The organism is Acidocella sp. C78 (assembly GCF_907164655.1).
Genome location: NZ_CAJQZK010000072.1, coordinates 1 through 19,213 on the forward strand (window position 1 = coordinate 1; position 19,213 = coordinate 19,213).

Sequence of the window (19,213 nt, forward strand, 5' to 3'; positions counted from 1 at the left end):
CAGGATGTAATCTTCGGGCATGATGATTTGCGGATATCGCGCCCGCGCGGCGGCGAGGGGCGCGGCGTGAGCCTGCAGCGCGGCGCGGCGAGGGGAACGGCGTGGAACCTGCTGACCGTGCTCGGCGAGCGGAGTTTCGGTTTCGCCGTGCTGGTGATCCTGCTCCGCCACGTCTCGGCGCAGGATGTCGGCACCGTCGCCCTCGCCTCGGCGATTTCCGAACTCGCCCGCATGGTCACCGCCGGCGGCGCCGGCGAGCAGGTGGTCGCCGCGCCGGGGGATCGGGTGGTCGAGGCCGGGGCGTTCTGGGCGCAGCTCATCCTTGCCGTGCTGGTCACCATCCTGCTCTTCGCCGCCGCTGCGCCGATCGCCGCCTATTACCGCGCCCCCGCCCTCGGCTGGGTAACCCGCGCGCTCTCGCTCAACATCCTGCTCGGCGCCTTCCTGATCGTCCCGGCGGCGCGGCTGTCGCAGGCGTTCAGGTTCCGCGCCCTCAGCCTCATGTCGGTCGGCAGCACGGTGCTGGGCGGGGCCGTGGCGCTGGCGCTGGTGTTTCGTGGCTATGGCTGGCGGCGCTGTTGGTGCAGCGCATGGTGGGGATCGGGTTTTACGCGCTGGCCGCATCCATCGCCGCCGGATGGCGACCGCCGGCGCCGCCGCGCTGGGCAGCGCTGGCCGCCGCCCTCAGCTTCAACCTGCCGATGATGGGGGCGGCCTTCGTCGATTACCTCGCCCATACCGGCTATGTCGTGCTGGTCGGCATGCGCGTGCCGGTGGTGGCGGTGGGCGAGTTCCGGATCGCCCAGCGGCTGGCCGAGGTGTTGCAGGAACTCGCGATCCTGCCGGCCAGCAAGGTGTTCCTGCCGATTTTTCGTCGCGGTCCGCGAGGACCCGGCGCGGCGCTTCGCGGTGGCATTGGCGCTGATGGACATTCTCGCCATTCTCTCGCTCGGCGCCGCGTCGGTGAGCGGCGCGGTGGCGGGGCCGCTGGTGGTGCTGATGTTCGGCGCGCGCTGGGCCAGCGCGGCGCCGGTATTCGCGGCGCTCAGCCTGATCGTCCCCGCCTCGACCATCTATGCCTTCGTCAAGCCGATGCTGACGGCGCTGCGCCGGCCGGGGCTGGTTTCGGCCTTCGCCGCGATGAATGCCGGCACCATCGCGTTCGCCGCCTGGTTCGCGGCGCCGTTCGGGCTGGTGCCGCTCGGCTGGGCGCTCTCCGCCCGCGGGCTGGTGGTGGCGCTGCTGATGCTGCCGGCGCTGTCGATCGGGATCGGCCAGCCGGCCTGGCCGCTGCTGCGGCTGATGGGCGCACCGGTCGCGGCGCTGATCGGTGCGCGGCTCGGCACCGCCGCGCTGATGGCGGCGCTGGCGCGGGAGTTCGGTCTCGCCTTCGGGCTGCGGCTGCAACTCTTGATTGGCGGCGGCGCGGCGGGGGTGATTTTCCTCGCGGTGATGCTGGCGCTTGCGCCAAGGCGGATGACCGGCATGGCGCGGCGGCTTGCCGCCGCCTTCCGCCGCGCCCCGGCGGTGCCGGTCGCCGGCTGAGCGGCTCAGACCGGCCGCGCCGCGGCGCCGAAAACCCCGGCGAAGGCATCGGCCAGCGCGGCATCGACCGCCTCCATCGGCGCGGCGATGCCGAGTGCGGCGAGCGAGGTAACGCCGTGCTCGCTGATGCCGCAGGGCACGATGCCGCCGAAGCGGCCGAGATCGGGCGCGACATTGAGCGCGATGCCGTGATAGCTGACCCAGCGCGATACCCGCACGCCGATCGCCGCGATCTTGAACTCGCGGCCGGCGGCATCGGCAACCCAGATGCCGACCCGGTCGGCCCGGGTTTCGCCGCGCACGCCGAATCCGGCCAGTGCGGCGATCAGCCAGGATTCGAGCCCGGTGACATAGCCCCGCAGGTCGCGCGGCGGGACCGTGCCATGCGGCCGCGACAGGTCGAGCATGACATAGGCGACGCGCTGGCCCGGCCCGTGATAGGTCCACTGGCCGCCGCGCCCGGTGCGGAAAACCGCGGCATCGCCGGCGCGCAGCAGATCCGCGTCGCGCGCCGAGGTGCCGGCGGTGTAGAGCGGCGGATGCTCGACCAGCCAGACGCGCTCGGCCGCCGCGCCCGCGTGGATCGCCGCCGCCCGGACCTGCATTTCCGCGAGTGCCGCGGGATAATCGGTCAGGCCCGGCGCTTTTGCCCATTCGATGTGGTCATGGGTTGTTGATACGGCGCGCGCCATCGGCTATAGCGCTCCCGCTGCGAGGCGGTCGTGGCGGAATGGTAGACGCGCAAGCTTGAGGTGCTTGTGGGGGAAACCCTGTGGAAGTTCGAGTCTTCTCGACCGCACCAACGCTCCGGGACATGCCCGGAGCGCCCCGAGGGGCCGGAACAGCCCGGTATCTGACAAACTCTTCATCGCTATCCTGCCATGTGAAAGCCCGGTTGTCCGGGCGACCCTGATCGCGCATTCTGGCCCGACCCAGGAGGGACCGGACATGGATGAAGCGTTACGCAAGGCCGCACTCGATTACCACCGCCATCCGCGGCCGGGCAAACTCGCGATCACGCCGACCAAGCGGATGGAAACCTCGCGCGACCTCGCGCTGGCCTATTCTCCCGGCGTCGCGGCGGCGTGCCTCGCCATCAAGGACGATCCCGACACCGCGTTCGACTACACCACCCGCGGCAATCTCGTCGCCGTGATCACCAACGGCACGGCGGTGCTCGGCCTCGGCAATATCGGCGCGCTCGCCTCCAAGCCGGTGATGGAGGGCAAGGCCGTATTGTTCAAGAAATTCGCCGGGATCGACACGTTCGACATCGAGGTCGACCAGCCGGACCCGGACAAGTTCATCGAGGTGGTCGCCGCCCTCGAGCCGAGTTTCGGCGGCATCAACCTCGAAGACATCAAGGCGCCGGAGTGCTTCCGCATCGAGCAGACGCTGCGCGAGCGGATGAACATCCCCGTGTTCCACGACGACCAGCACGGCACCGCCATCATCGTCGGCGCCGCCGTGCAGAACGCGATGATCGTGCAGGGCAAGACGATCGACGATGTCAGGATCGTTACCTCCGGCGCGGGGGCGGCGGCGATTTCCTGCGTGCGCATCCTGATCGCGCTCGGCGCCAACCCCGAGAACATCGTGATGACCGATATCGAGGGGGTGATCTACAAGGGCCGGCCGAACCTGAACGAGACGCTGGAGCCCTTCGCCCGCGACACCGCGGCGCGCTCCCTGCCGGAGGTGCTCGACGGCGCGGACATCTTCCTCGGCCTGTCCGCCCCCGGCGTGCTCAAGCCGGACTGGCTGGACAAGTTCGCCGCCAATCCGCTGATCCTCGCCCTCGCCAACCCGGAGCCGGAAATCCGCCCCGAGCTGGTGGCCGAGCGCCGGCCGGATGCGATCGTCTGCACCGGGCGGTCGGATTTTCCGAACCAGGTCAACAACGTGCTCTGCTTTCCGTTCATCTTCCGCGGCGCGCTCGATGTGGGGGCGACCGCCATCACCGAGGGATGAAGCTTGCCGCCGTCACCGCCATCGCGGAGCTGACGCGGATCGAGGCGTCCGAGACGGTGGCGGCGGCCTATGGCGGCGTCGCGCCGGTGTTCGGGCGGGACTACATCATTCCGAAACCGTTCGACCCGCGGCTGATCCTGCACATCGCCCCCGCCGTCGCGCGGGCGGCGATGGATGAGGGGGTGGCGCGGCGGCCGATCGCGGATTTCGACGTCTATCAGCACGATCTCGAACGGCTGGTGTTCCGCTCGGGCCTGCTGCTGCGCCCGGTGATCGAGGTCGCGCGCTCGGCGAAGGTGCGGATCGTCTATGGCGAGGGCGAGGACGAGCGGACGCTGCGCGCCGCCCAGAGCGTGATCGACGACCGGATGGGCACGCCGCTGCTGGTCGGCCGCACCGCGGCGATCATGCAGCGGATCGCGGCCCTCGGCCTGCGGATGAAGCCGGAGCAGGATTTCCGCATCATCGATTTCGAGCGCGAGCAGGGCCTGTTCCGCCGGCTGCTGGAAAACTACCAGCACATCGTCAATCGCCGCGGCGTGCCGCCGGATGCGGCCCAGCGCCAGCTCTCCCGCCGGCCGACCGTGGCCGCCGGCATGCTGCTCGCCGCCGGCGAGGCGGATGCGGCGATCTGCGGCGGGCTCGGCGACTGGTCGCGCCAGTTCCGCTACGCGATGCCGATCATCCCGCGCAAGCCGGGCATCAAGCGGGTTTCGGCGATGACGGCGCTGATCCTGCAAAGCGGCAACCTGTTCTTCTGCGACACGCATGTGAACGAGGACCCGTCCTCCGAAGACATCGCCGAGATGACGCATCTCGCGGCGGAAATGGTGTCGCATTTCGGGATTGCGCCGAAGGTCGCACTGCTGTCGCACTCGAATTTCGGGGCGTCGAACTCGGCCTCGGCGCGCAAGATGCGCCGGGCGCTGGCGCTGATCCACGCGCAGGACCCGGAACTTGAGGTCGATGGCGAGATGCACGCCGACGCCGCGCTGTTCGAGCCGATCCGCGCCCGCGCGGTGTGCGACAGCCGGCTGACCGGCTCGGCCAACCTGCTGGTCATGCCCTCGATCGACGCGGCGAATATCGGCTTCAACCTGCTCAAGGCGGCGGGCGAGGCGGTGACGGTGGGGCCGTTCCTGCTCGGCCTGTCAAAGCCGCTGCATATCGCGATCCCGAGCGTGACGGCGCGCGGCCTCGTGAACATGAGCGCGGTGGCGGCGATGGAAGCGGCGCTGATGGCCGGTTAGGCAACGGTTTTTTGCAGCGCAATACTTTCGGATGCCGCACAAACATGCCATACCGGTAAAAAAAAATGGCTTAATAAATTTGATGAGGAACCGAGCATGTCGCAGCCCGAAATCATTCCCGTAAAGCCGGAAATCGCCGCCGGCGCGCTGATCAACCGCGCGAAATATGACGACATGGCAAGCCGCGCGGCGGAGAACCCGGAGGCGTTCTGGGCCGAGGAGTGCAAGCGCATCACCTGGATGACGCCGCCGACCCGGATCAAGGATGTCAGCTTCACCGGCAACGTCTCGATCAAGTGGTTCGAGGATGGCGTGCTGAACGCCTCCGCCAACTGCCTCGACCGGCATCTCGCCACCCGCGGCGACCAGGTCGCCATCATCTGGGAAGGCGACGATCCCAGCGAACAGCGGCACGTGACCTATCGCGAGCTGCACGCCGAAGTCTGCCGCATGGCGAACGTGCTGAAATCGCTCGGCGCGCGCAAGGGCGACCGGGTGACGATCTACATGCCGATGATCGTCGAGGCCGCGGTGGCGATCCTCGCCTGCGCGCGGATCGGCGCGATCCATTCCGTGGTGTTCGGCGGGTTCTCGCCGGACAGCCTGGCCAACCGCATCCAGGATTGCGACAGCTCGATCCTGATCACCGCCGACGAGGGCCGGCGCGGCGGCCGCAAGGTGCCGCTCAAGGCCAATGTCGACGCCGCGGCGAAATCCTGCCCGATGCTGAAGAAGGTCGTGGTGGTGAAGGCGACCGGCGGCGCTGTGGACATGCAGGACGGCCGCGACGTGTGGTATCACGAGGCGGCCGCGACCATGCCGCTCGACTGCCCGCCGGAGCCGATGAACGCCGAAGACCCGCTGTTCATCCTCTACACCTCCGGCTCGACCGGCAAGCCCAAGGGCGTGCTGCACACGACCGGTGGCTACATGGTCTGGGCGAGCTTCACCCATCAATACGTGTTCGACTATCACGAGGGCGAGGTGTACTGGTGCACCGCCGATGTCGGCTGGGTGACGGGGCACACCTATATCGTCTACGGCCCGCTCGCCAATGGCGCGACGACGCTGATGTTCGAGGGAATTCCGAACTACCCCGACACCAGCCGCTTCTGGCAGGTGGTGGACAAGCACAAGGTCAACATCTTCTACACCGCCCCGACCGCGATCCGCGCGCTGATGCGCGACGGCGAGGGGCCGGTGAAGAAAACCTCGCGCGCCTCGCTGCGGGTGCTGGGCTCGGTCGGCGAGCCGATCAACCCGGAAGCCTGGCTGTGGTATTACCGCGTCGTCGGCGACCAGCGCTGCCCGATCGTCGATACCTGGTGGCAGACCGAGACCGGCGGCATCCTGATTTCGGCGCTGCCCGGCGCGATCGACCAGAAGCCGGGGTCGGCGACGCTGCCGCTGCCCGGCGTGAAGCCGGTTCTGGTCGATGGCGACGGCAACGTGCTGGACGGCGCGACGGAAGGCAATCTCTGCCTCGCCGATAGCTGGCCTGGGCAGATGCGCACCGTCTATGGCGATCACGAGCGCTTCATCCAGACCTATTTCTCGACCTTCCGCGGCTTCTATTTCTCCGGCGACGGTGCGCGCCGCGACGAGGACGGGTATTACTGGATCACCGGCCGGGTGGACGACGTCATCAACGTCTCCGGCCACCGCATGGGCACCGCCGAGGTCGAGAGCGCGCTGGTGGCGCACGCCATGGTGGCCGAGGCCGCGGTGGTGGGCTTCCCGCACGACATCAAGGGCCAGGGCATCTATGCCTATGTCACGCTCGTCGCCGGCCAGGAGCCGACCGAGGAGCTGCGCAAGGAACTGGTGATGTGGGTCCGCAAGGAGATCGGCCCGATCGCGGCGCCGGATGCGATCCAGTGGGCGCCGGGCCTGCCCAAGACCCGCTCGGGCAAGATCATGCGCCGCATCCTGCGCAAGATCGCCGCCAATGAGACCGACAGCCTGGGCGATACCTCGACCCTCGCCGATCCGGGGGTGGTGGACGACCTCGTGCGCAACCGGCTGGGCTGAGCGGCCGCGCGGCGGTGGGCGGAATGATCGAGCACGAGGCCGGCCGGGTCCATCGGGTGATGGGCTCGGGCGGCGTCGGGCTGCATGTGCGTGAATGGGGGCCGGAAGCGGCGCAGCCCATCCTGTTCATCCATGGCTGGTCGTCCTGCTATCTCGCCTGGCGCGGGCAGTTCGACAGCGCGCTGCGCGAGCGCTTCCGCCTGGTCTGCATGGACCTGCGCGGCCACGGGTTTTCCGACCGGCCGCTCGACCCTGAACTCTACCAGACCGGCGCGCACTGGGCGGACGACATCGCCGCGGTGATGATCGCGCTCGGCCTGCGCCGGCCGGTGCTGGTCGCGGCGAGCTATGGCGGCTACGTCGTCGGCGACTATCTCGCCCGGCACGGCACCCGCAATGTGAGTGCGGTGAATTTCGTCGGCGCCGCGGTGATTTCCTCGAACCCGCCAATGCATATCGGCCCCCGCTTCATCGAGGGCGCGGTGATGGCGGCCAGCGACGATCCGGCGGTGATGATCGAGGGCGCGCGCAGCGTGATCCACGCCACCACCCACCGGCCGCTGCCGGCGGCCGATGCCGAGCGGGCGCTGGCGGGCTTCGCGCTCACCCCGCCGGCGGTGCGCGCCTTCCTGCTGATGCGCACGCTCGACTTCACCGACACGCTGGCCGCGCTCGACCGGCCGGCGCTGGTCACCCAGGGCGAGGAGGACGATATCGTGCTGCCGGCAATGGCGCGGCATATCGCCGAAACCGTGCCGCAGGGGCGGCTCTCGCTCTACCCCGAATGCGGGCACACCCCGCAATACGAATTCGCCGAGCGGTTCAACCAGGAGCTCGCCGCCCTGGCCAGCGCGGCCTGAGCCGCGTTGCTGACATTCCGCGCGGCCTGAGCCGCGTTGCGGACATTAGACGCGGCCTGAGCCGCGTCGCAGACATTCAGGTTATGCGATAAGTTCATGGCGGCTTCATGCCGTCCCCCCTTTTCCGGGGCTCGCGGCGCATTATCTGCATGAGAGACGGGTTCGCCCGCTCAGGAGTTTCGGCAGCGATGCCGTTTGCCATCCGGTCCTGACCGACCGGATAGGGGTCTTCGGATCCCGACGTCTCCCAGACGTGAAGCCTCCCTGTTGACTGCCCCGCCGGTGTTCCGGCGGGGCTTTTTTTGTGTCATTTCAGTGAAATGTAGCCTCATCGATCGCCGATCGCAATCGCGCGATGGCAACCGGCGCGGTTTCGCGACGGAGTGTTGCAGGGCAGACACGCCGCGGATCACGAGGTGGGTGCCGATGCGGTTTGTCTCGCGCGGCCAGCTATGGAATGCTGCCGTCAAATCATGCGGGAGGATATACGATGACGCTGCAACAACACTGGGAGTCCGGCCGTGCCGTGCTGAATGGCTGGCTGTCGGTCCCCGCCGGCTTCGCCACCGAGCTGATGGCGCGGCAGGGCTGGGATAGCCTGACGGTCGACATGCAGCACGGGCTGGTGGACTATTCGGGCCTGGTGCCGATGCTGACGGCGATGGCCGCCGCCGATGTGATCCCGATGGTGCGGGTGCCGTGGTTCGACCCGGGAATCGTGATGAAGTCGATCGATGCCGGCGCGCTCGGCGTGATCTGCCCGATGATCAATTCGCGGCAAGAGGCCGAGGCCTTCGTCTCCTGCCTGCGCTACGCGCCGCGCGGCCGGCGCAGCTATGGCCCGATCCGCGCCGCCCTCGTGCATGGCGCCGATTACGCGCGCCGCGCCGATGACATGGTGACCGGCTTCGCGATGATCGAGACGCGCGCGGCGCTGGAGGCGATCGACGAGATCGTGTCGATCCCCGAGCTGGACGCGGTCTATATCGGGCCGAACGATCTCGCGCTCTCGCTCGGCGAGGCGCCGCGCTTCGACCCGGAAGCCTCGCCCGTCTATGACGCGATCCTGCACATCCTCGCCCGGGCGAAGCATCACGGCAAGCGCGCCGCGGTGCATACGGGTTCGCCCGCCTATGCGCGGAAGATGGTCGCGGCCGGGTTCGATCTCGTCACCGTCGGCTCCGATGCCGCCTTCATCGCCCAGGGGGCCGCCGCCGCGGTGCAGGCCTTCCGCGGCGGCTGAGCGGCGCCATGGCGTATTGATATTCCGAGCATCTTGATCCGATCAGATGACCCCATCTGATCGGATGATGCTCTAGAACTTCACCTTCACCCCCGCATAGCCGGCGATCGGCGCCGCCGTGGAATAGGCGCGGTTGTCGGCGGCATAGGCCGGGCCGAGCACATAGGCGATGCCGGCGGGGTTGGAGAAGCCGCCATAGACGTAATAATGCGCGTCGGTCACGTTATCGACCTCGCCGAACACGGTGATGCGCGGGGTGAGCCGGTAGCTGGTGGTGACGTTCAGCACGACGAAGCCGGGCAGTTGCGGCTGCTGGTTCGACTGGTCGCCATGCAGATACGTGCCGGTCTGCGCGTTGGCCGACAGGCCGAGCGTCCAGGCCGGCGTCGCCTTGTAGTCGGCGCCGAACTTGAAAAGGTTCTCCGGCACGCCGGCCAGACGGTCGCCCGGCCGCACGGTGATCACCCCGCCCACATTCGAGGGGCTGTGCGAGGCGACCTGAAAGCCGCTCCGATAGGTCGCCTCGATCAGCGAATAGTTGAAATACGCATCCCATTTCGCGAAATCGAGCCGCAGGGCGAGATCGGCGCCCTGGCGCAGCACGCCGCCGATATTGGCGAAATAGCCGTTGGTGTTGTTGTTGAGGTCGGTGGCGAGGAACTCGACATCGTCATTCGCGCGGATGTGGTAGTAATCGAAATTGTAGGTCAGCGTGCCGTCACCGCCGACCAGCAGCGCCCCGCGGATGCCGGCTTCGAGATTCTTGGTGACGGTCTGCTTCAGGTTGGGGTCGAAGGTGATGAAGTTGGACAGGGTGCAGGGGTCGGTGGGGTTGGCGCAGGTCAGCTCGGCCGGGGTGGGCGCGGCATTGGCCTCCGAGTAGCTGCCATAGAGCGAGGCGAGCGGGGTCAGCCGGTAGCTGAAGCCGATCGTGGGGTTGAAGTGCTGGTAGTTGTGATGCCCGCTGAGATCCGCCTGGTTCTGCACCTGGCCCGCGGCGAGCACGCTCGCGGCCTCGGTATTGTGCAGGTCGATCTGGGCGATGTTGAGCCGCCCGCCGAGCGTCAGGGTGAGGCGGGGGGTCAGGTCGAGCGAATCCGACAGATAGAGGCCGTAATAGGCGTTGCGGATGGCCTCGGCCGAGGGCAGGGCGCCCGGCTCGTCGGTCTGGTAGCCCTGTCCGCTGCCCGGCGGCGCGGCATAGACGCGGACGGCGTTGAGCAGCCCGTCGAAATTGGTGGCGGTGAAGGTGGTGAAGCCGCCATCGAAGCTCGCGCCGGCGATCAGGTGGTTCTTCAGCCCGAACAGCACGTCCTTGCGGCTGAGCTGGGCGGTGGCGCCGTAGCCATCGGTAGTGGTGCTGTTCACCGCGAGCGAGCCGTAGCCGACATAGCCGGACGGCACCGCGAAATAGGGCACGGTGCCCCCGCCGAGCAGGGTGGCCGGCGTCGTCGAGCCCAGCCCGCAGAGATGGCTGGTCGAGCCGTCGGTGCATTGCGCATCGACCGGCCCGTTGCCGTTGATCAGGTGCTCGCGCAGATGGTCGTAATACAACACCGCCTGCACCGATGTGTGGCTGTCGATCCGGTCGTTCAGCGTCGCGGCGATGCGCGCATAGGTGTCCTCGATCGAGTTCGGCCCGGTATATTCCGCTCCCGGCGCGATCGCGAGCAGCTTCGCCGGCACCGTCGCCGGGCCGTTGAGGAAGGAATGGCCGAACATGCCGTTGATGTGCAGCTCGGCATGCGGGCCGCGCCAGCCGAGATCGGCATAGGCGCTTTCGAGGGCCGAGGATTGCAGGTCGCGCCAGCCGCCCGAGCGCGCGCCCTGCACCGCGATATAGGCGGCGGTGTCGCCGTGGCTTATGCCATACTGGCCGTTGCCGCGCAGCGTGCCGAACGAGCCGCCGGACAGCTCGACCTCGCCGCGATGATAGGTGAAGCCGTTCTTCATCTGCACGCTGAGCGCGCCGCCGAGGGCGTTGAGGCCGAAGAGCGGGTTGGCGTCCTCGACGCTGATATGCGCGATCGCCGCCTGCGGCAGCACGCTCCACAGCGCGAGGTCGCCGAAGGGAACGTTGAAGCGCGCGCCGCCGACATAGACGCTGATGCCCTCCGGCGTGCCCTGGATCGGCGAGAGGGTGAAGCCGTGATAGATGATGTCCGGCTGGTAGGGGTTGGCCTGGCTGTTCTGCAGGTTGACGCCGGAAGCGGAGCGGCCAAGGGCGGCGACGACGCTCGGGTTGCCGGCAACGTTGATCTGCCGGCTGCCCAGTTGCTGCACGAGGGCGGGCCATTTCGCCGCGTTGATCGCCGCACCGGCGAGCGGGGCGACATTGACGCGGATGGTGCGGATGGCGATCGGCGCCTTGGCGCCGGTTGCCCTGGCTTTCGCGTCCCGCGGCTGCGCCGGCGCGAGCGGCGCGACGATGAGGGGCGCCTTCGCCGCGGGCGTTTGCGCAGCCTTCGCCGCGGGCGCCAGCGGCGCGGCGAGCGTGCCCGCCGCCATCGCCGCGGCGGCCCGAAGTGCGAGTCGCCGCGCGTGCGGGATGGCTGATCTCGGTTTCATCGTCGTTTCCTCCATGTCCGGGGCGGTCGTTGCCGCCGCCGCGCCGCCTGTCACGGCGCGGGATTGTGCCGCGTTGCGCTCAGTCCGCGAAGGGGTCCTGCATCAGGATCGTGTCATCCCGCTCGGGGCTGGTGGAGAGCAGGGTGACCGGGCATTCCACCAGCTCCTCGATGCGGCGGACATATTTGATCGCCTGCGCCGGCAGATCGGCATAGGAGCGGGCGCCGCGGGTCGAGCCGGACCAGCCCTCGATGGTTTCATAGACCGGCTCGGCCTTCGCCTGCGCCGCGGCGCCGGGCGGCAGATGGGGCAGGGTTTCGCCGCCGATGCGGTAGCCGACGCCGATCTGCAGCGTCGTCATCCCGTCGAGCACGTCGAGCTTGGTCAGCGCCAGGCCCTGGATGCCGCCGACCTTCACCGCCTGGCGGACAAGGGCGGCGTCGAACCAGCCGCAGCGGCGGGCGCGGCCGGTGACGGTGCCGAATTCGTGCCCGCGCTCGCCGAGATGGCGGCCGATCTCGTTGTCCTGCTCGGTCGGGAAGGGGCCGGAGCCGACGCGGGTGGAATAGGCCTTGGCGATGCCGAGCACCCGCCCCGCCGCGTCGGGCCCGACGCCGGCGCCCGCCGCGATCTGGCCGGAAACGGTGTTGGACGAGGTGACGAACGGGTAGGTGCCGTGATCGACATCGAGCATCACCGCCTGCGCGCCCTCGAACAGGATGCGCGCGCCGGCCTTCTTGGCCTCCGCCAGCCGTTCCCACACCGGCTCGGCGAAGGGCAGGATCTGCGGTGCCAGAGCGAGGAGCTGGTCCATCAGCTCGGCCTTGCCGAAGGTGGGCGCGCCGAGGCCGGCCAGCAGCGTGTTGTGGTGCAGCAGCAGCTCGTCGAGCCGCCAGTCGAGCGTTTCGGGTTCGGCGAGGTCGCAGATGCGGATGGCGCGGCGGGCGACCTTATCCTCATAGGCGGGGCCGATGCCGCGGCCGGTGGTGCCGATGCGCCGTGCGCCGCGTGCCGCCTCGCGCGCGGCGTCGAGGGCGGCGTGCAGCGGCAGGATCAGCGGCGCGTTGTCGGCGATGCGCAGGGTTTCCGGCGAGACGTTCAGCCCCTGCGCGCGCACCCGGCCGATTTCGGCGAGCAGCGCTACCGGGTCGACCACCACGCCATTGCCGATCACGCCGAGCTTGCCGCGCACGAGGCCGGAGGGAAGCAGCGAGAGCTTGTAGGTCTGGTTGCCGACCACGAGCGTGTGCCCGGCATTGTGCCCGCCCTGGAAACGGACGACGACATCGGCGCGGGAGGCCAGCCAGTCGACCACCTTTCCCTTGCCCTCGTCGCCCCATTGCGCGCCGATGATGGTGACATTTGCCATGGCGTTATCCTTCGAGCGGAACGGCGCGGCCCTCGCGCCAGAGATGGGAGCAGGACAGGCGGCGCGCCTCGGCGGCGTCATCCGCCGCGGCGGCGAGGCCGCGAATGGTCGCGAAGCCCTCGGCGCGGGCGCGGGCCCCGGCATCGGCCGGGGTGCCGGCGGGCAGGAACAGGCGCGGGCGCAGGGAAGGGCGCGGGGCGACGGCGAGGATCGTGTCGGGATAGAGGGTGATCCCGGTCGCCGATTCGCCATTGTCGCAGAGATAGCGCCCGCCGCGGCCGAACTCGGCCTGGCGGCCGGGCGCGAAGATCGTGAGGGCGACGCCGGTATGGTAGCGGTAGCCGCGGAACTCGACCGGGTCGATGGTCAGCCGCAAGGCCGGCATCAGCGCGCGAATGGCGGCGACCGTGGCGCTCAGCCGGTCCGCCAGGGCACGAACCGGGGCGGGCAGGTCGATCGCCGCGAGGCGGACGATCGCGGTCTCGGCGGTGCCGGCGGCATCCAGCAGGGCGAGCAGCGTCGGGGCCAGCGCGCCGCCATGCGCCGCGATCTCGGCGGCGTCCTTGCGGTCGAGCGCGCGGACCAGCGCGGTGTGGGCCGAGGTGTCGCCCAGCAAGGCGGGGATCAGCGGCGGCATGGTCAGATCGACGCTGACCTCGCCGATGCCGGTCGCCGCGAGCGCGGCGGCGGCGGTGATGATGATCTCGGCGTCGGCCGCCGGCAGATCCGGCCCGATCAGCTCGATGCCCGCCTGCGCCACCTGCCGCTCGGGGGCGAGCTGCGAGCCGCGCACCAGCAGGCACTGCCCGGCATAGGCGAGGCGCAGCGGCCTTGCGGCGGCGGCGAGCCTTGTCGTGGCGATGCGGGCGATCTGCGGCGTGGTGTCGGCGCGCACGCCCATCATCCGCTGCGATTCGGGGTCCATCAGCCGGAAGGTCTGCTCGGCCACGGCCGCACCGCTGCCGGCGAGCAGCGTGGTCTCGAACTCGACCAGCGGCGGCTTGACCCGCTGATAGCCATGCGCGCCGAAGCTCGCCGTCAGCGTTTCGGTCAACCGCGCCTCGGCCTCGGCGTCCGGCGGCAGCAGGTCGGTGAAGCCCGCGGGCAGCAAAGCGGGGTGGGGCGGCAGGTCGTCGGTCATGTCGATACGGGTTCCGGCGCGGCGTGGGGAAGGCCCGGAGGGGCCGGGCTCGCGCGGCCTATAGCATCCGGTGCCGCCGGGGCCAATTCGGGGTAGAAATCGCCCGCGCCGCGTGGCAAGGTATTTTCAACCTAAGCGAGTATTTTAATCGTGCTTTTCAACGCGGCTCCTTTCGTCTTCGGGTTTCTGCCGGTGTTTCTGGCCAGCTTTGCCCTTGCCGGGCGGATTGCCGGGGCGCGAGCGGCGCTCGGCCTGCTGCTGCTGGCGAGCCTCGTGTTCTACGGCTGGTGGAAGCCGCTGCTGCTGCCGCTGCTGGCCGGATCGATCCTCGGCAATTACGCGCTGGCGGCGGCGATGCGGCGCTCGCCCCGGCCGCGTCGCTGGCTCATTGGCGGGCTCGCGGCGAATCTTCTGCTGCTCGGCTGGTTCAAATATGCCGGGCTGCTGGCGGCGACGGGCGCGGCGCTGCTCGGCCTGCCCGCGCCGGCGATCGTCATCCTGCTGCCGCTCGGCATCAGCTTCTTCACCTTCCAGCAGGTGATGTATCTGGTCGATACCGCGCGCGGCGAGGTGCCCGCCTGCGGCTTTCTCGACTATGCCTGTTTCGTCGCCTTCTTCGCGCATCTGATCGCCGGGCCGATCGTCCGCCCGGGCGAGATCATCCCGCAATTCGCCCGCCATCGCGGCCGGCTGCGGCATGACGACCTCGTGGCCGGCATCGAAATCTTCCTCCTCGGCCTCGGCAAGAAGCTGGTGCTGGCCGACAGCCTCGCCCGCTTCGCCGATCCGGGGTTCGCGGCGGCGGCGGCGGGGCATTCGCTCTCGCTCGTCGAGGCGTGGCTGGCGCTGCTCGCCTATGGCGCGCAGATCTATTTCGACTTCTCCGGCTATTCGGACATGGCGATCGGCCTCGCCCGGATGATCGGCATCGGCTTTCCGCTGAATTTCCGCAGCCCCTGCCAGGCGCGCGACATCTCGGATTTCTGGCGGCGCTGGAACATCACCCTGTCCTGCTTCCTGCGCGACTATCTCTACATCCCGCTCGGCGGCAACCGCTGTGGCGAGGCGCGGCGCAACCTCAACCTGATGATCACCATGCTGCTCGGCGGGCTTTGGCATGGCGCCGCGTGGTCGTTCATGCTGTGGGGCGGGCTGCACGGGCTTTATCTCGTGATCCATCACCAGTGGCGGCGGTTAGGGACGCGTCTGCCCCGGTTGGCGGCGCAGGGGCTGACGCTGCTCGCCGTGCTGCTGGCCTGGGTGCCGTTCCGCGCCGAAAGCCTTGCGGCCTGCCGGATCATGCTGCGCGGTCTCGCCGGCGCCGGCGGGGTGCTGCTGCCGCGCCAGATCATCGCCGCGATTCCCGCGCTCGGCGCGATCGCCCAGCCCGTCGCGGTGCTGCCCTGGCTCGGCGCGGCGCGGACGATGAGCGTGGTGCAGGCGGCGGCGCTGATCGGCCTCGCCTGGGGGATCATGCTGCTGTCGCCCGATATCCACGCGCTCGGCGCGCGCGGCCGCAACGCGGCGCTCATCGCCGGCTTCGCCTTCACCGCGCAGGCGCTGATCTTCGCGCCCTATGCGCGGCCCTTCATCTATTTCCAGTTCTGATGCGCCGTCTGCTTCTCTGCGCCATCGCCTCGCTCGCGCTCTACCTCGCTTCCTTCGCCTTTCTGCTCGACCGTCCGCTCTCGCTCGGCCTGCTGCGGCTGGAGATGCGCGAGAAACTCGCCCGCGGCGCGGCGCTGCCTTCGCCGAAGCTGGTGATCCTCGCCGGCTCGAACGGGCCCTATTCGCATTCCTGCCGGGTGATGGGGGCGATGCTGGGGGTGCGATGCGAGAACGGCGGCATCGCCGTCGGCATCGGGCTCGACGATCTGTTTCGCCGCTGGCTACCCCTGCTGCATCGCGGCGACATCGCCTACCTGCCGATGGAGGTGCAGCAATACGTCGTCAGCCGCGCGGCCAACCGGATGGATGTCGATGGCGCCATGCTGTTCCGTCACGACCGCGCGCTGCTCTGGCGGCTGCCGCCGGGGCGGATTCTGGGGGCGGCCTTCGACAACACCATGCCGGACGGGCTGGAGGCGCTGGCCGAGATGGCGGCGCGGGCGGCGGGGCTTGGCCATCTGCGCGCCCGCCTCGCCCGCGAGGAGGATGCGGAGGGCGACGAGATCGGCACCTCGCTCGCCACCGCCGACCGGTCTTTCCTCGCCGGGCTGCATCGGGTCGAGCCGTCGGCGCGGGAGATCCGCCGCGGCTATGGCGCGGTGCTGATCGCCCGGTTCGTCACTGCCGCGACGGCGCGGGGGGTGATCGTGATCGGCGGGCTGCCCACCGATTTCCGCGATGTGCGCCTGCCGGAGGCCGATCTGCGCGCCATCCGCGCCGTCTATCTGCGCCATGGCGGGCGGTTCCTCGAACTCGCCAACCGCAGCCGCTATCCGCGCGCCGATTTCTACAACAGCGAGGATCACCTGGCGCAGCCCTGCCAGTATTTCCACAGCCTGCTGGTGGCGCGCGGCCTCGCCCGGCTGCTCCATCGCAAGCTGACCGCGCCGGCGTCGGCGATGCTCAGCCTGGCGGCGACCTGCCCGCAAGAAACGCTGCCGCCCGCGCAACACAGCGTTCGAACGTCGCGAGCGAGTCGAACGGCAGATCCTGCCCGTCCGGCGGGGTGAGCAGCCCGCCTTCCAGCGCGCCGATCATCATCAGGTTGTCGCCCAGGCCGAAATCCTCGATCGCGGTGCCAGGCAGCGGATCGGGCTGGGCCGCGACCTGCATGCGGCTGCGGGCGGCGAACGGGGTGGCGGCGTTGGAATAGCCGAAACAGGGGCGGCGGCGGCCGAGGAACCAGCCCAGCTCGACCAGCGTGCCGGCATCGGCCGAGGCGCCGCGAAACGGGGTGAGATGGGCGATGACGATGTCGCTGGCCTCCATCATCGCCACATCCTGGCGGAAGATCGCCTGCCACAGTGCCTCGCCCGGCCGGCATTCCGGGGCCGGCGCGTCGAGCGGAGCGAGCGCCTCGATGCCATGCCGCGCCGCGATGGCGATCCTGCGCGCGGCATGCGCGGCGGCGCCGGGCAGGAACAGGTCCGGCCCGGCGAGATAGGCGACCGGGCGGCGCGTCACTTCGGCTCGTTCATCAGGCCGAAGCGGTGCAGCTTGCGGTAGAGCGTGTTGCGGCTCATGCCGAGGCTGGCGGCGGTGGTGCCGATGCGCCAGTGATGCTCGTCGAGCGCCGCGACGATCCGCGCGCGTTCGGGGTCGGGGCTGGGCGCAGCCGGCGGCGGTGCCGCTGCGGCGGCGTCGAGCCGCTCGGCGATCACATGCGGGAGGTGATGCACCTCGATCCGGCCGGAATCGGCGAAGGCGAGGGCGGTGCGCAGCGTGTTGCGCAGTTCGCGGATATTGCCCGGCCAGTCATAGGCGGTCATCGCCGCCATCGCGGCGGGGGCGATGGTGACCGCGCCGTCCTCGCTTTCCTCGGCGCAGATCGTCTCGATCAGCTGTTGCCGGTCGGCCCGTCCGCGCAGCCCCGGCATGGTGAGGGCGACGCCGTTGAGCCGGTAATACAGATCCATGCGGAACGCGCCGCGCGCGACCATCGCCTCCAGGTCGCGGTGGGTGGCGCTGATCACCCTGATATCGACATTGATCGGCGTCGTGCTGCCGAGCGGGACGATCTCGCGCTCCTCGAGCAGGCGCAGCAGCCGCGCCTGGATGGCGAGCGGCATGTCGCCGATCTCGTCGAGAAAGAGGGTGCCGCCATGCGCCGCCACCGCCTTGCCGCGCGCCCCGCCGGGCCGCGCGCCGGTGAAGGCGCCGGCCTCGTAGCCGAACAGCTCGCTCTCGATCAGCTGCTCGGGGATCGCGGCGCAGCTCATGGCGACGAAGGGCGCGCCGCTGCGGCCGCTGGCGTTGTGGATGGCGCGGGCGAACGTGTCCTTGCCGGTGCCGGTTTCGCCGAGGAGAAGAATGTTGATGTCGCGGTTCATCACCCGCTCGGCGCGCCAGACATTGTGCGCCATCGCCGGGTCGGCGCCGGCGAGGGCGGCGAGCGAGGGCGGGGTGTCGCGGCGCGGCCGGGTCATGGCGGGCAGTTTCCGTGCGGTGCGCGGTTCCACCACCCCCAGCGCGCGGCGCGAGGCGGTGGCGCCGGCGGCAAGGCGCGCGCGGGCGCGTTTCGCCGGCCAGACGCTGGCGAAGCCGTGCCGGTCGTCGCCATGGGCGATCGGCCAGATGGCGAAAGGCTGGGTTTCGGCGTGTTCCATCAGCCGGTCGAGCGAGATGTCGAACACCTCGGCGACGCTGCGGCCAACCAGCGTCTCGTGCCCGCTGGCGCCGAGCATGGCGGGCACCGAATTGTCCACCGCCCGGATCAGCCCGTCCCCGTCGACGGCGAGCAGCGAGTCATAGGGCAGGCCGACGAGTTCGGGGCGCTCGTGAAAGCGCATGATCATGCAGTCGCGGAAACTGTTGGTGAAATGCAGCTGCTCGATGATGCGGGCGGACATGCTGACCAGGGCGATGGTGGGCACCTGGGCGGCGCGGCTGTCATCGCAATCGAGGCAGGTGGCGTCGATCGCGCCGAGCAGCCGGCCATTCGCCCCCCAGACCGGCACCGCCGAGCAGGTCATGTTGTTGTTGCAGGTGAAGAAATGCTCGTCGCGATGAACAACGCGCGAGCGCCGGTCGTGCAGCGAGGTGCCAGGGCCGTTCACCCCGGCATGCGGCTCGTCCCACAGGAAGCCGGGCACCATGTTCGCCGCCTGCGCGCGGGCGGCATTGGCGCTGTCGGTAAAGACGTCGAGCACGGTGCCCTCGGCGTCGGTCAGCATCAGCACGTAGCGCGATGGTGTGGCGGACGTTCCGGTCTGCTGGCCGATCTGCCCGAGCAGCCGGTGCATCTCGACCCGGCCGAGCCGCTCGAACAGCGCGTGTTCCTCGCGGATGTGGCACAGCGCCGCCCCGCCGACATGCACCGCCGCCGGCGGCGCCTCCGGGTTCAGCCCGTACTCGTCGCGGCACCGCCGCCATGCCGCCTCGATATAGTCCTCGTGCCGGAAATCCCGGCCGGGCGGCGCCATCGCGGCATGCACCTGCCCATGTTTCACGTCGGTCATCTTCTGGTCGCTCCCCTGACCGTATCCGCCGCCGTTCCGCATGCCGGTCTTGTGCCGGCTCGTCGTGTGACGACAACGCGAGACAGAGTGTTCCACACAAATTACACAT

13 protein-coding genes, 1 tRNA gene and 2 pseudogenes are annotated in these 19,213 nt (G+C 69.5%); 10 read left to right on the plus strand and 6 right to left on the minus strand.

Annotation, left to right across the window (positions count from 1 at the left end; genetic code table 11):
* The 3 genes and pseudogenes from ACIDOCELLA78_RS88055 to ACIDOCELLA78_RS88065 form a co-directional block, all read left to right on the plus strand.
* Positions 1–705: oligosaccharide flippase family protein (locus tag ACIDOCELLA78_RS88055; RefSeq protein ID WP_283770830.1), on the plus strand; the 705-nt coding region annotated here is incomplete at its 5' end.
* A pseudogene (locus ACIDOCELLA78_RS88060) lies at positions 627–812 on the plus strand (polysaccharide biosynthesis protein); the annotation flags it as partial. The gene ACIDOCELLA78_RS88055 and the pseudogene ACIDOCELLA78_RS88060, both read left to right, overlap by 79 nt.
* 97 nt (positions 813–909) lie before the next feature.
* Entirely contained in the window at positions 910–1,545 is a 636-nt protein-coding gene (locus ACIDOCELLA78_RS88065) for a hypothetical protein (protein WP_249675718.1), read from the plus strand.
* A gap of 5 nt (positions 1,546–1,550) precedes the next feature.
* Here ACIDOCELLA78_RS88065 and lipB read toward each other — a convergent pair whose 3' ends face one another.
* Positions 1,551–2,237 (minus strand): lipoyl(octanoyl) transferase LipB, encoded by a 687-nt coding sequence (gene lipB / locus ACIDOCELLA78_RS88070; protein ID WP_201728547.1) that lies wholly within the window; start codon positions 2,235–2,237, stop codon positions 1,551–1,553.
* A 24-nt stretch (positions 2,238–2,261) separates the two neighbouring features.
* Between lipB and ACIDOCELLA78_RS88075 the strand changes: the two genes are divergently transcribed.
* The 5 genes and pseudogenes from ACIDOCELLA78_RS88075 to ACIDOCELLA78_RS88095 all read left to right on the plus strand — a co-directional run bounded on the left by ACIDOCELLA78_RS88075 (position 2,262) and on the right by ACIDOCELLA78_RS88095 (position 8,900).
* Positions 2,262–2,347 (plus strand) — tRNA-Leu (locus ACIDOCELLA78_RS88075).
* A 146-nt stretch (positions 2,348–2,493) separates the two neighbouring features.
* Positions 2,494–4,766: pseudogene (locus ACIDOCELLA78_RS88080) on the plus strand (NADP-dependent malic enzyme).
* Positions 4,767–4,862: 96 nt separating this feature from the next.
* Positions 4,863–6,797, plus strand: a complete 1,935-nt coding sequence (acs, locus tag ACIDOCELLA78_RS88085) for an acetate--CoA ligase (protein WP_201728548.1) — start codon at positions 4,863–4,865, stop codon at positions 6,795–6,797.
* Positions 6,798–6,820: 23 nt separating this feature from the next.
* Complete coding sequence (locus tag ACIDOCELLA78_RS88090) at positions 6,821–7,657, plus strand: alpha/beta fold hydrolase (protein WP_249675721.1); 837 nt, start codon at positions 6,821–6,823, stop codon at positions 7,655–7,657.
* Between the two features lie 490 nt (positions 7,658–8,147).
* On the plus strand, positions 8,148–8,900 hold the full coding sequence (locus ACIDOCELLA78_RS88095; protein ID WP_201728549.1) for an HpcH/HpaI aldolase/citrate lyase family protein: 753 nt from the start codon (positions 8,148–8,150) through the stop codon (positions 8,898–8,900).
* A 72-nt stretch (positions 8,901–8,972) separates the two neighbouring features.
* Here the strand turns inward: ACIDOCELLA78_RS88095 and ACIDOCELLA78_RS88100 are convergent, their stop codons facing one another.
* The 3 genes from ACIDOCELLA78_RS88100 to ACIDOCELLA78_RS88110 form a co-directional block, all read right to left on the minus strand.
* Positions 8,973–11,468, minus strand: a complete 2,496-nt coding sequence (locus tag ACIDOCELLA78_RS88100) for a TonB-dependent receptor (RefSeq protein ID WP_249675724.1) — start codon at positions 11,466–11,468, stop codon at positions 8,973–8,975.
* Positions 11,469–11,547: 79 nt separating this feature from the next.
* Positions 11,548–12,837 (minus strand): adenylosuccinate synthase, encoded by a 1,290-nt coding sequence (locus ACIDOCELLA78_RS88105; RefSeq protein WP_201728550.1) that lies wholly within the window; start codon positions 12,835–12,837, stop codon positions 11,548–11,550.
* A 4-nt stretch (positions 12,838–12,841) separates the two neighbouring features.
* Positions 12,842–13,978 (minus strand): ATP phosphoribosyltransferase regulatory subunit, encoded by a 1,137-nt coding sequence (locus ACIDOCELLA78_RS88110; RefSeq protein ID WP_201728551.1) that lies wholly within the window; start codon positions 13,976–13,978, stop codon positions 12,842–12,844.
* 150 nt (positions 13,979–14,128) lie between these two features.
* On the opposite strand from ACIDOCELLA78_RS88110, the gene ACIDOCELLA78_RS88115 reads away from it, so the two are divergent.
* Both ACIDOCELLA78_RS88115 and ACIDOCELLA78_RS88120 read left to right on the plus strand, forming a co-directional pair.
* The gene (locus tag ACIDOCELLA78_RS88115) at positions 14,129–15,586 is read left to right on the plus strand and encodes an MBOAT family protein (protein ID WP_201728552.1); all 1,458 of its coding nucleotides are present in this window, start codon (positions 14,129–14,131) and stop codon (positions 15,584–15,586) included.
* On the plus strand, positions 15,586–16,656 hold the full coding sequence (locus tag ACIDOCELLA78_RS88120) for a hypothetical protein (RefSeq protein ID WP_201728553.1): 1,071 nt from the start codon (positions 15,586–15,588) through the stop codon (positions 16,654–16,656). Before ACIDOCELLA78_RS88115 ends, ACIDOCELLA78_RS88120 begins: the two co-directional genes overlap by 1 nt.
* Here ACIDOCELLA78_RS88120 and ACIDOCELLA78_RS88125 read toward each other — a convergent pair.
* Entirely contained in the window at positions 16,550–17,110 is a 561-nt protein-coding gene (locus ACIDOCELLA78_RS88125; RefSeq protein WP_201728554.1) for a nucleoside 2-deoxyribosyltransferase, read from the minus strand. The genes ACIDOCELLA78_RS88120 and ACIDOCELLA78_RS88125 overlap by 107 nt on opposite strands.
* Complete coding sequence (locus ACIDOCELLA78_RS88130; RefSeq protein WP_201728555.1) at positions 17,107–19,104, minus strand: sigma-54-dependent Fis family transcriptional regulator; 1,998 nt, start codon at positions 19,102–19,104, stop codon at positions 17,107–17,109. The genes ACIDOCELLA78_RS88125 and ACIDOCELLA78_RS88130 overlap by 4 nt, the downstream gene beginning before the upstream one ends.
* Positions 19,105–19,213 lie beyond the last annotated feature (109 nt).